At 42.3% G+C, this 12,160-nt stretch carries 12 protein-coding genes and 5 tRNA genes; all 17 read left to right on the top strand.

From position 1 onward, the window contains the following. The first annotated feature begins 36 nt into the window (after positions 1-36). The 17 genes from purM to rpoB all read left to right on the top strand — a co-directional run bounded on the left by purM (position 37) and on the right by rpoB (position 12,157). Entirely contained in the window at positions 37-1,074 is a 1,038-nt protein-coding gene (gene purM, locus QA601_01630; GenBank protein ID MDG5813762.1) for a phosphoribosylformylglycinamidine cyclo-ligase, read from the top strand. A 1-nt stretch (position 1,075) separates the two neighbouring features. Next, on the top strand, positions 1,076-2,575 hold the full coding sequence (cysS, locus tag QA601_01625; GenBank protein ID MDG5813761.1) for a cysteine--tRNA ligase: 1,500 nt from the start codon (positions 1,076-1,078) through the stop codon (positions 2,573-2,575). Positions 2,576-2,600: 25 nt separating this feature from the next. After that, entirely contained in the window at positions 2,601-3,194 is a 594-nt protein-coding gene (locus tag QA601_01620) for an ATP-dependent Clp protease proteolytic subunit (GenBank protein MDG5813760.1), read from the top strand. A gap of 97 nt (positions 3,195-3,291) precedes the next feature. Beyond that, a tRNA-Thr gene (locus QA601_01615) sits at positions 3,292-3,367 on the top strand. A gap of 8 nt (positions 3,368-3,375) precedes the next feature. Next, positions 3,376-3,458, top strand: a tRNA-Tyr gene (locus QA601_01610). 18 nt (positions 3,459-3,476) lie between these two features. Then, positions 3,477-3,548, top strand: a tRNA-Gly gene (locus QA601_01605). Positions 3,549-3,554: 6 nt separating this feature from the next. Further along, positions 3,555-3,628: transfer RNA gene (locus QA601_01600), tRNA-Thr, on the top strand. Positions 3,629-3,728: 100 nt separating this feature from the next. Next, positions 3,729-4,934 (top strand): elongation factor Tu, encoded by a 1,206-nt coding sequence (gene tuf / locus QA601_01595; protein MDG5813759.1) that lies wholly within the window; start codon positions 3,729-3,731, stop codon positions 4,932-4,934. Between the two features lie 31 nt (positions 4,935-4,965). Then, positions 4,966-5,118, top strand: a complete 153-nt coding sequence (gene rpmG / locus QA601_01590; GenBank protein MDG5813758.1) for a 50S ribosomal protein L33 — start codon at positions 4,966-4,968, stop codon at positions 5,116-5,118. A 77-nt stretch (positions 5,119-5,195) separates the two neighbouring features. Beyond that, positions 5,196-5,268 (top strand) — tRNA-Trp (locus tag QA601_01585). Positions 5,269-5,290: 22 nt separating this feature from the next. After that, entirely contained in the window at positions 5,291-5,482 is a 192-nt protein-coding gene (gene secE, locus QA601_01580) for a preprotein translocase subunit SecE (GenBank protein ID MDG5813757.1), read from the top strand. Positions 5,483-5,502: 20 nt separating this feature from the next. Then, the gene (gene nusG, locus QA601_01575; GenBank protein ID MDG5813756.1) at positions 5,503-6,033 is read left to right on the top strand and encodes a transcription termination/antitermination protein NusG; all 531 of its coding nucleotides are present in this window, start codon (positions 5,503-5,505) and stop codon (positions 6,031-6,033) included. A gap of 21 nt (positions 6,034-6,054) precedes the next feature. Continuing rightward, positions 6,055-6,477 carry a 50S ribosomal protein L11 gene (gene rplK, locus QA601_01570; protein MDG5813755.1) on the top strand — a complete coding sequence of 141 codons (423 nt, stop codon included), beginning with the start codon at positions 6,055-6,057 and terminating at the stop codon, positions 6,475-6,477. A gap of 42 nt (positions 6,478-6,519) precedes the next feature. Then, complete coding sequence (gene rplA, locus QA601_01565) at positions 6,520-7,209, top strand: 50S ribosomal protein L1 (protein ID MDG5813754.1); 690 nt, start codon at positions 6,520-6,522, stop codon at positions 7,207-7,209. Positions 7,210-7,261: 52 nt separating this feature from the next. After that, the gene (rplJ, locus tag QA601_01560) at positions 7,262-7,792 is read left to right on the top strand and encodes a 50S ribosomal protein L10 (protein ID MDG5813753.1); all 531 of its coding nucleotides are present in this window, start codon (positions 7,262-7,264) and stop codon (positions 7,790-7,792) included. 52 nt (positions 7,793-7,844) lie between these two features. Further along, on the top strand, positions 7,845-8,231 hold the full coding sequence (gene rplL, locus QA601_01555; GenBank protein MDG5813752.1) for a 50S ribosomal protein L7/L12: 387 nt from the start codon (positions 7,845-7,847) through the stop codon (positions 8,229-8,231). A gap of 152 nt (positions 8,232-8,383) precedes the next feature. Continuing rightward, complete coding sequence (gene rpoB / locus QA601_01550; protein ID MDG5813751.1) at positions 8,384-12,157, top strand: DNA-directed RNA polymerase subunit beta; 3,774 nt, start codon at positions 8,384-8,386, stop codon at positions 12,155-12,157. Positions 12,158-12,160: the final 3 nt, after the last annotated feature.

The raw sequence follows: 12,160 nt of genomic DNA, 5'->3' as shown, positions 1-12,160 counted from the left end.
GGGAGATACAGCTTTAACCTGCAGAAAGAAAAATATATGTCTGAATCACTTAGATACTCAGATGCCGGTGTAAACATTGCCAGTTGGAACAAGACTAAAGGGCGCATCGCAGAGCTTGTTTCTTCAACGTATAACGGTGCTGTGGAGGGCAAATTTGGCCAGTTCGGTGGAATGTATGACATATCGGCGCTTAGAGAAATGGAAGCACCGGTACTTGTTTCATCTACTGACAGCGTTGGTACCAAGGTAATGATTGCATTTGAATCAGGTATCAGAAACACAGTGGGTGAGGATATAGTTAATCATTGTGTGGACGATATTTTGGTAATGGGTGCAAAACCTCTTTTTTTCCTCGATTATATAGGTATTGGTAAGCTTGTGCCGGAAACTGCAGAGCAGATTGTTGAGGGGCTTGCTCGTGCCTGCAGGGCAAATGATTGTGTCCTGATAGGGGGAGAGACTGCAGAGATGCCAGATATCTACTCTGGTGAAGAGTTTGACCTTGTGGGATGTATCGTTGGCGTTGCCGATAAGAATAATATTATAGATGGAAGTACTATAAAACCCGGAGATGCTTTGATCGGATTGCGCTCTAATGGACTTCATACAAATGGCTATAGCCTTGCCAGAAAAATTGTGCGTGAAGTAGCCCAAAAGAGTTATTCTGATATTTTTGAGCCTACAGGAAAAACATTCGCTCAGGAGCTTTTGCGTCCTCACAGATCATACATACAGGTACACTCGCTTATGAAACAGAAGCTTATTAAAGGGTGTGCTCACATTACCGGAGGTGGTTTTCCGGATAATGTTGATCGGATTTTGCCTGCAGACTGTGATGCGCTAATAGATACTAAAACGTGGGAAGCAGATCAGATTTTTACCTTTTTGCAGAAAAGTGGTAATGTAGAAAATATGGAAATGTACCGTACCTTCAATATGGGAATGGGTATGGTGCTGGCTGTAGCTTCTGAGCATGTAGAGGAGGTTATTGGCTCTGCTGCGCTGGAGCAGTTTAACCCTGTACGTATTGGTTCTGTTAAAGCGGGTACAGGAAAAGTGGTCATGGAGTTTTGAAGTGAAAAAGTCTCTTTATTTGTATAATACTGGTTCAGTAAAAAAAGAACACTTCCAGCCGGTTAATGATCCGGTCAATATATACTGTTGTGGGCCTACCGTTTATAACTATGCTCATATTGGCAACTTAAGGACCTATATCTTTGAGGATGTTCTTAAACGGGTTCTCATTGCCTGTGGCTATAAGGTAAAACATGTAGTAAACATCACCGATGTGGGCCACCTTGTCTCTGATGCCGATACTGGTGAAGACAAAATGGAAAAAGGGGCCGCCAGGGAGGGAAAAACAGTTTGGGATATTGCCGAGTATTATACTGGTGTTTTCATGCAAAATATAAATGAGCTAAACATCCTGGATCCGGACAAATGGCCTAAAGCTACAGAGCATATTTCCCAGATGATTGATATGATTAAAACACTGGAGCACAAGGGGTACACCTATAAAACCAGTGATGGTATCTATTTTGACACTACAAAATTTGAAAACTACTGTGATTTTGCCAAGCTTGATCCCGAACAATTACGTGCCGGTGAACGGGTTGATATGGGTGAGAAACGTGCAGTGACTGATTTTGCCTTGTGGAAGTTTTCGCCACCTGATAAAAAACGCCAAATGGAGTGGCAGAGCCCTTGGGGGAAAGGGTTTCCCGGGTGGCATATTGAGTGTAGTGCTATGGCTCTTGCTTACCTTAATCAACCTGTTGACATACATTGTGGTGGCTCCGATCATATTCGGGTTCACCATTCAAATGAGATCGCTCAGTCTGAAGCTGCAACCGGAAAACCTTTTGCTAAGTACTGGCTTCATGGTGAATTTTTGGTAATGGGTAAAGGAAAGATGGCTAAATCGGGGGGCAATTTTATCACCCTTGACGCTCTGAAAAAGCAGGACTTTTCTGCTTTGGATTATCGAATGTTTTGTTATACAGCTCATTATCGTACACCTCTTACTTTCTCCTGGGAGGGACTTAGGGCTTCTGCTCAAAGCCTCTCTAATTTAAAAAAACAGATAGGGGCATTGAATGAAAATGGTGCAGTTAACAGAAAAAAGGTGGATGAGGCTCTGAGTTCTTTTTACGATGCAATTTGTGATGATCTCAATATGCCCCGGGCCGTTGCTGCTATCTATGAAATCTTGAGAAAAGAAGGGCTTAGCGATTCGGAAAAACGTGCTGCCATTGAAAAAGCAGATACTGTCCTTGGGTTAAATCTAACCGTTGGGCTGGAAAAGGCCCAATATCAGGTCCAATCTCAGGGTAAACTAATAAAGATAGTTTCAGAATCGACATTATCAGATTCCATAAAAGATGTTTTGGTAAAAAACGCAGTTCAAAGAAAGATAGCCAGGGAAGAGAAGAACTTTGCTTTGGCGGATGGTATAAGGGATCTGTTTTCGGCTGCAGGTGTGATTGTTAAAGATATGCCGGATGGTTCTACTCTGTGTACAGTTAAAAATGAAAAAGAAGCCCAGGTGCTTTTAGAAAATAAACCCGAACATTAACGGATAGGCAACCCCAGAAAAGGAGATGCAGTCCATGAATAAGGATAAGGATAACGATCTTCTCAAAGATCTAAAAAAGGCTATGACTGGTTCAGAAATGGAAGAGCAGTTTCTTAAGCGCAGAGAAATATTTCTCTGGGGGGAGATAAATGATGAATCTGCTCAGAATATCGTTAAAAAAATCCTCTACTATGATGGATTGAGCAATGATGATATCACCATTTACATTAATAGTCCCGGTGGGGTAATTTCTGCTGGATTGGCAATCTATGACGCAATGCTTTATGCTAAATCCGACGTTTCCACTGTTTGTATGGGGCAGGCTGCAAGTATGGGAGCTGTTCTTCTTTGCTCCGGAACCAAGGGGAAGCGTTTTGCCTGGGAGCATGCAAGGGTACTGATTCACCAGCCACTTATTTCTGGAAACATGTTTGGGCCGGCTAGTGATATTCAGATTCAGGCAGAAGAGATGCTAAGAATTAGAGATAATCTTAATCACATACTTTCATCCCATACCGGACAATCGCTCTCTAAAATTGTAGAGGATACAGACAGAGACTTTTTTATGTCTGCAGAAGAAGCAAAAAAGTATGGTATTGTAGATAAAATTAGCAAATAGCGATGGCGCATATTATATTTAGTGTCTAACAGAAAAAAAATTGACATCGTTTGCGCGAACAATTATTTTTGTTAGACTTTTTCTTCAAGGCTTTAATGCCGATGTAGCTCAGTTGATAGAGCGTTCGACTTGTAATCGAATGGTCGGGGGTTTGAGTCCCTCCATCGGCTCCATATATATTGGGTAGGTGCCCGAGTGGTTAAAGGGGATGGACTGTAAATCCATTGGCTTACGCCTACGGTGGTTCGAAACCACCCCTGCCCATTTTTTTAATTTTTTTATGCGGGCATAGCTCAATGGTAGAGCCCCACCCTTCCAAGGTGGTTGTTGTGAGTTCGAATCTCATTGCCCGCTTTTTTTGCCCATGTAGCTCAGTTGGTAGAGCGCATCCTTGGTAAGGATGAGGTTCACGGGTTCGAGTCCCGTCGTGGGCTTTTGGTGTAGTGCCAGGGTAAAAGCTGGTGGTAACGGCAAATTCAATTATAATCATATAATAAATTAATTCATTCATCCACCATGTACTGAGAGGTTTCCATGTCAAAGGAAAAATTTGATCGTTCTAAACCCCATTTAAATGTTGGTACGATCGGTCATGTGGATCATGGTAAAACGACGCTGACTGCAGCAATCACACGTGTAATGGCATCCAGAGGACTTGCGCAGTTCATCTCTTACGATGAAGTTGCAAAGGCATCTGAATCTCAGGGACGTCGTGATGATTCCAAGATCCTTACTATCGCTACTTCACATGTGGAGTACGAGTCAGAAAATCGTCATTATGCCCACGTTGACTGTCCAGGACATGCTGATTATGTTAAAAACATGATTACAGGTGCAGCACAGATGGATGGTGCTATTCTTGTAGTAAGTGCAGCTGATGGTCCTATGCCTCAGACTCGTGAACATATTCTCCTCGCTCGTCAGGTTGGTGTTCCTTACATCGTCGTGTTCCTTAATAAGGTAGACGTTGTAGATGATCCTGAGCTTCTTGAGTTGGTGGAGCTTGAAGTTCGCGAACTTCTTTCCAACTATGAATTCCCAGGTGATGACATTCCAATCGTAAGAGGTAGTGCAATTGGTGCTCTTACCAATCCAGAAGACGCTGAAGCTTCAAAGTGTATTCTTGATCTTATGGCTGCTATCGATTCATACGTTCCTACTCCAGAGCGTGAAACTGATAAGGATTTCCTTATGTCAGTTGAAGACGTGTTCTCTATCACCGGTCGTGGTACTGTAGCTACCGGTCGTGTGGAGCGTGGAGCAGTTAAGGTTGGTGATGAGGTTGAGTTGGTTGGTCTTAAAGAATCCCGTAAAACTGTTGTGACCGGTGTTGAAATGTTTCGCAAGCTTCTTGATAAAGCAGAAGCAGGTGATAACATTGGTACACTTCTGCGTGGTGTCGATAAAAACGATATCGAGCGCGGAATGGTTTTGGCAAAACCCGGATCAATCACACCTCATAAAAAGTTTAAGGCAGAGGTTGTTGTACTGTCTAAGGAAGAAGGCGGACGCCACACACCATTTTTCAGCGGATACAGACCACAGTTTTACTTCCGTACAACTGATGTAACAGGTTCACTTAATCTTGCTGAAGGTGTTGAGATGATAATGCCTGGTGACAACGCACAGATAACTGTAGAGCTTATTGCTCCTGTTGCGATGGAAAAAGAACTACGCTTTGCTATACGTGAAGGTGGACGTACAGTTGGTGCTGGTGTTGTTACAGAGATTATCGAGTAATTAATAAACGTCAACGAGAGCGATTTTTAGTATGCCCAGAGAAAGAATAACACTGGAATGCACTTCCTGCAAACAGCGCAACTACGAAACGACTAAGAATAAAAGAAAACATTCCGGTCGTGTAGAGTTTATTAAGTTTTGCGCTTTTGAACGTAAAAGAACACCGCATAAAGAAACGCGGTAAACTTGTTACGTTTTAACAGTAGGAAATGTCGCTCCGGTGACATCAGTTGAAGATTTCAAATATCTCTTCCGGAGAATAGGTCTGTAGCTCAATTGGTAGAGTGGCGGTCTCCAAAACCGTTGGCTGGGGGTTCGAGTCCCTCCAGGCCTGTAATCCTTGGTAGTAGCAAAAAATGCAGAAGTTAATACAATACTTAAAAGATGTTCGCACCGAATTGGCAAAAGTAAGTTGGCCATCAAGGAGCGAAGTAAGTGGTGCTACTTTATTGGTGGTTGTTCTGAGTATCGTAGTATCTTTGTATATCTTTGCCTGTGATAGTCTGATAAATCCTATTATAGGTGTAATTCTAAGGTTCAATCAGTAAAGGTAGTCAGAGGTAAATCGATGGCAGCGAAATGGTATGTAGTGCACACCTATTCCGGTCAGGAAAGTAAGGTGTTTAATCACCTTCAGGAAGTAATCCAGTCCGGTGATCTGGGAGAACAGATCAAGCAGGTCCTCATGCCTACACAGGATGTGGTACAGGTTAAAAACGGTAAAAAGCTTAAAACCACCCGTAAATTCTTCCCAAGTTATGTACTGGTGGAGATGGAGCTTAGCAAGGATACTGTTTATGCGGTCAGAAACAGCCCGGGTGTAACAGGATTTGTAGGCGGGAATAAACCACAGCCCCTCAGAGGTGAGGAGGTACGAAGGATTCTGGGACAGACCGAGAAGAGTTCTCGCCAGCAGATTTCTGAAGTTCCTTTTGAGATTGGTGATGCTGTAAAGATCAAAGAAGGACCCTTCAAGGATTTCGATGGGGTAGTTGATGAAATCTATCCAGAGAAGGGTAAAATCAAAGTTATGGTCAGTGTATTTGGAAGACAGACTCCAGTAGAAGTCGACTTTATGCATGTGACTCCAATCAGTTGAACATAAAAGGGGTTAAAGAAATTGGCTAAGAAAGTGGTAGGTCAGGTCAAATTACAAATTGCAGGCGGACAGGCAACTCCTGCTCCTCCTGTAGGTCCGGCACTTGGTCAGCAGGGCGTTAATATCATGGAGTTTTGTAAAGCGTTTAATGCCAAGACTAAAGATGCCATGGGATTGGTAATACCAGTTGTAATAACAGTCTATTCCGATCGCTCATTTACTTTCATTACTAAAACTCCACCAGCCGCTGTATTGATAAAAAAAGCACTGGGTAAGGACAAAGGGTCAGGAGTTCCCAATAAGGAAAAAATCGGGTCTATTACAAAAGAGCAGTTGAAAGAAATAGCAGAAACTAAACTGCCTGATCTGAATGCTGATGATATTGATGCTGCGATGAAAATTGTCATGGGAACAGCTCGCAGCATGGGAGTAGATATCCAATAAATAACCTTTTTGGGAAGCTTTTTCTTAGGAGTGGAGCGATTAATGAAACGTGGAAAAAAACATAGAGAAGTGTATCAAAAAGTAGACAGGTTTAAGGAATATGGACTCCTTGAAGCGGTTGACTTTTTGAAAGGCAATTCTGTTGTAAAATTCGATGAGACAGTTGAAATCAGTGTCATGCTTGGTGTTGATCCTCGTAAAAGTGATCAGGCTGTAAGGGGTGCTGCTGTTTTACCCAATGGCTTAGGTAAAACAGTAAGAGTGCTTGCTTTTGTACAAGGTGAAAAAGAAACTGAGGCCAAAGAAGCCGGTGCTGATTATACTGGCGGGGAAGACATTGCTGAGAAGATAAAAAGTGGCTGGCTGGAGTTCGATGCAGTGGTTGCAACTCCTGATATGATGAGAGTTGTTGGAAAATTAGGTAAGATTCTTGGAACCAGGGGACTTATGCCTAATCCCAAAGTGGGTACTGTAACAATGGAAGTCGGCAAAGCTGTAGAAGAGCTAAAAAAAGGTAAAGTAGAGTTTAGGGTCGACAAGGGTGCCATACTTCATGCGCCACTTGGAAAATTATCCTTTGAATCTAACAGCATTATAGAGAACGCAAAAGCCTTTTTTGATGCAGTACTGAAAGCAAAGCCCTCGGCTGCTAAAGGACAATACATAAAAAAAGTAACATTGACAAGTACTATGGGTCAGGGTTTGAAAATAAACGTTAACGATCTGAAATAAAGTTTTCCATCTTTTTATAAATTGGTGGTAAAAAACGAAGGATTGGTAAAAGATGTCGACAAGAGCCGAAAGAACAGCAGTTATAGATACTTTGGAGCAGAAGTTTAAAGTCGCAAGTGGTATTTATGTGGCTGATAACAACAGAGTTAATGTGGAAAAAGTTACTGAGCTGCGCAGAAATCTTCGCAAAGAAGGGGTAAGTTTTCTGGTTGTCAAAAATTCTTTGGCAAAGGAAGCCTTCAAGCGAATAGGTATAGAATCTCTTAACGAGCATTTTAAAGGACCGACTGCGGTAGCTGTGACCGAAAACGATTCTACTGTTCCTGCAAAAGTCTTAAGGGATTTTCAAAAAGAAAACAAGAATCTACTTAATATTAAAGCAGCATATGTTGATGGATCCGCATTCAGCGGTGAACAGGCAACAAAACTGGCTGATTTACCTTCAAAGGATACCCTGATTGCAATGTTCCTTGGGTGTCTCAAACAACCTGTTGGAAATATGGCCGGTGTGCTTAATGGAATTACTACAAAATTTGTTCGTACTGTAGATGCTCTTAGAGATAAAAAGGAAAAAGAGCAATAATTTACAGCACAAAAACGAAAACAAAACAATTTCATCTAAATGGAGGTTTATTGTGGCTACCTTAAATAAGGAAGAAATCATCGATGCAATCGGGGGCATGACTGTTCTGGAATTGTCTGATCTTATAAAGGCTATTGAGGAAAAGTTTGATGTTAAAGCCGCCGCACCAACGGCTATTGCTGCTGCTCCTGCTGCTGCTGCTGCTGGTGGGGAAGCCGCTGAAGAACAGACTGAATTCACTGCTGAGCTGACTGGCGCTGGTGATAAGAAAATTCAGGTGATCAAAGTTGTCCGTGAAATCACCGGCCTTGGACTTAAAGACGCAAAAGACCTGGTCGATGGTGCGCCTAAACCTATTAAAGAAGGCATTGAGAAGGAAGAAGCCGAGACAATTAAAAAGAAAGTCGAAGACGTTGGCGGCTCTGTTACTATCAAGTAACACTTATTTACCTTCTAAGCAGGATAACTGCTATCAATACCAAAAAAAAATCAATACCTAATATTTATGGCGCAAAACACCTTGATTAACAAGGTGTTTTGCGTCGTTATTGTACTAAATGCCGTATATGACGAACCTGAGGGGATGCGCGAATGATAGATAGAAAAAGCTATTCCCGGATTAAACGGGGTGCAGAGCTGCCCAATCTGCTGGAGATACAGACAAGGTCTTATGAACTTTTTCTCCAGCCCGATACTCCGCCGCGGCTGAGACAAAAGCAAGGACTACACGGTTCTTTCCTCAGCCTCTTTCCGGTTAACGATGTTAAAGGTTATTACTCTTTAGAATATGATGGATATAAACTTGGTATTCCCAAATACTCTTTAAAAGAATGTAAAGAGCGGGGAATGACCTACGCCGCTCCACTAAAGGTGGACATGTCTCTGCTTGTGTATGAACAGGACGGAGAAACTAAGAAGTTCGTCGAAAAAATCTCCAATGAAGTATACATCGGAGAAATACCTCTCATGACCCAAAGAGGTACTTTCGTTATAAACGGAGCAGAAAGAGTTATAGTAAGTCAGCTGCACAGGTCTCCGGGTATCACCTTTGACGAAGTTATTCATCCAAATGGTAAAAAACTACTTACTGCAAGAATTATTCCTCAAAGGGGTTCTTGGGTAGAGCTGTTACTTGATGTTGACGATATCCTTACAGTTAACATAGACAGAAGAAAAAAGATGCCCGCCACTATTCTTCTGCGCGCTATGGGCTACTCAAGTGATGAAGAAATCCTTGGGCTCTTCTATGATACTACAAGGGTTAAAATAGTAGAAGATAAAACCGAAGATATTCTCGGTAGCATCAATGCAAAAACTGTCTTTAACGAAGAAACCGGTGAGATAATCATTGATGCCAATGAAGTTATTACCGAAGATAAGTTCAAAATACTACTTGAAAATCAGGTCCAGTCAGTTGAAATACTTAAGGATGTACCAAATCCTGAAAACATGATTATCAGAAACACCCTCGCTTCTGATCCAACCAAATCCGAAGAAGAAGCGCTTTTCTATATGTATGCAACCATGAGGCCGGGGGATCCGCCGAATGTGGAAACTGCAATAAACCTGATTCAGAGACTCTTCTTTGATGAGAAGCGATATGATCTTGGCAATGTTGGAAGGTATAGAATAAATACCAGGCTTGGTGTAGCACCACCAGAAGGGGTTAATACTCTAACTGAAGATGATATAATTGCCTCCTATAAATACATTACCGGATTAAGTGCCGGTGTCGGGTTTATTGATGATATAGATCATCTTGGAAACAGAAGAGTAAGGTCGGTAGGAGAGCTCTTGGCCGCTCAGTTTACTGTGGGGCTGACAAGGATGGTAAGAACAATAAAAGAAAGGCTTTCCTTACGGGATACAGAAAATATTACACCTCAGGATCTCATTAATGCACGTACCGTCTCTACTGTTGTTCAGGCATTTTTTGGATCAAGTCAGCTTTCGCAGTTTCTCGATCAAACTAATCCACTGTCAGAACTTACACATAAAAGAAGAGTAAGTGCACTTGGTCCCGGTGGTCTCACAAGAGAAAGAGCTGGCTTTGAGGTTCGTGATGTTCACCATACTCACTACGGACGACTTTGTCCAATTGAAACACCTGAAGGACCTAATATCGGTCTTATTGCTTCCTTGAGTACCTTCGCTCGTGTAAATGAGTTTGGTTTTATAGAAACTCCTTATCAAAAAGTTGAAGAAGGAAAACTTACCGGTGAAATAGTTTACCTCACAGCTGACCAGGAAGATAACTATATCATCGCTCAGGCCAACACTCCAACAGATGAAAATGGAGTGATAGAAGAGGATATGGTATTTGCAAGATATAGAGGTGACTTTCCTGTTGTCCCGCCACAGGAGATTTCCTACATGGATATTTCTCCCATGCAGCTTGTGAGTATAGCGGCAGGTCTGATTCCATTTCTTGAACACGATGATGCCAACCGTGCTCTCATGGGATCAAATATGCAGCGTCAGGCTGTACCTCTTCTTACCACAGAACCTCCCTTTGTCGGAACTGGTCTGGAATCGAGAGCTGCTGTCGATTCGGGGTGTATGATTATTGCAAAGAACTCCGGCGTTGTTGAAAAAGTTGATGCTAACAAGATCGTTGTACGAAAAGTAAAAGATGAAACAACAAGTGATGTACTTGGACTCACTGAATTTGATACTTATGAACTTGTCAAGTATGAACGTTCCAATCAGGACACTTGTATCAATCAGAAAGTGTGCGTAAAGGCCGGTCAGGAAGTAAAGGCAGGAGATGTTCTTGCCGATGGTCATGCAACCAAGGAAGGTGAACTTTCGCTGGGAAGAAATGTGATGGTTGCCTTTATGCCCTGGAGAGGGTACAACTTTGAAGACGCCATCGTTGTATCTGAAAGATTAGTTGCAGAAGACGTATATACTTCAGTCCATATAGAGGTGTTTGAGACTGATGTACGTGATACCAAACGGGGACCGGAAGAGCTTACCAGGGAAATCCCCAACGTTTCAGAAGAGGCTCTTAAGAATCTTGATGAAAACGGTGTTGTAAGGGTTGGGACCGAAGTAGAAGCCGGCGATATTTTAGTGGGTAAAGTTACCCCTAAGGGTGAAACAGAGCTCTCACCGGAAGAACGACTCTTGAGAGCAATTTTTGGAGAGAAGGCAGGAGATGTTAGAGATTCATCACTTAAGGCACCTCCGGGGCTGAAAGGTGTTGTTGTTGACACCAGAGTCTACTCCAGAAAAGAAAGAGATAAACGTTCCAAGAAAAAAGATAAAGCTCGTATTGATGAACTGAAAGCTGAAATAACACAGCAGATTACCGAAATCGAAAGAATCAGGCTTGAGAGGCTGGCTGAATTTTTAAGTGATACTGAAACAAAGGAGATCACCAATTTCCACACCGGCGAGGTTATTATACCTGAAGGGGAAAAGTGGACTAAGGCAATTCTCCAGAAGCTTGACTATTCCAGCATCTCATTTAGAGACGGGTTGTGTCAGGATTCAGAAAAAAACAGCAAAGCAGAGGAAGTCCTTTATAGAGCAAATGATCTCATAGCAAAGTATGAAGATAAGCTTGATAAGGAGATTGATAAGGTAGTTCGCGGTGACGAACTAAAACCGGGTGTGCTTCAGTTGGTGAAGGTTTATGTTGCAAAAAAACGTAAACTCTCTGTTGGTGATAAAATGGCTGGACGTCACGGAAATAAGGGTGTGATTTCAAAAATCTTACCCGTTGAAGAACTGCCGTTTTTGCCTGATGGTACTACTGTTGATATCATATTAAACCCACTTGGTGTTCCTTCGCGTATGAATGTCGGTCAGATTCTTGAGACGCATATGGGCTGGGCCGCAAAAGAGCTGGATTTAAAAATATCAACAGCGGTGTTTGATGGTGCAAGTTACAGTGATGTTATTGATCTTCTAGAAGAGGCGGGGCTTCCAAAGAATGGAAAGGTTCAACTAAGAGATGGAAGATCAGGGGAACCATTTCATCACGAAGTAACTGTAGGGCCTATTTATATGCTCAAATTATGTCACCTCGTTGATGATAAAATTCACGCCAGATCTATCGGACCATACTCTCTTGTGACACAGCAACCCCTTGGAGGTAAATCTCAGTTTGGGGGTCAGAGATTTGGTGAAATGGAAGTATGGGCTCTTGAAGCATACGGTGCTGCCTATACGCTCCAGCAAGTGCTGACAGTGAAAAGTGATGACCTTTCTGGACGTTCAAAAATCTATGAGGCTATAGTAAAGGGCGAAAATGCTCCTCCTGCCGGAATACCTGAATCATTTAAGGTACTGGTAAGAGAGATTAAGGCGCTTGCTCTGGATATAGATGTTTTGACAGATGAAGACACAGCATCATAAATT

The organism is Chitinispirillales bacterium ANBcel5, from assembly GCA_029688955.1.
GTDB lineage: Bacteria > Fibrobacterota > Chitinivibrionia > Chitinivibrionales > Chitinispirillaceae > Cellulosispirillum > Cellulosispirillum alkaliphilum.
The sequence above is the reverse complement of the archived record's forward strand: the minus strand, read 5'-3'. Positions and strand labels throughout refer to the sequence as shown.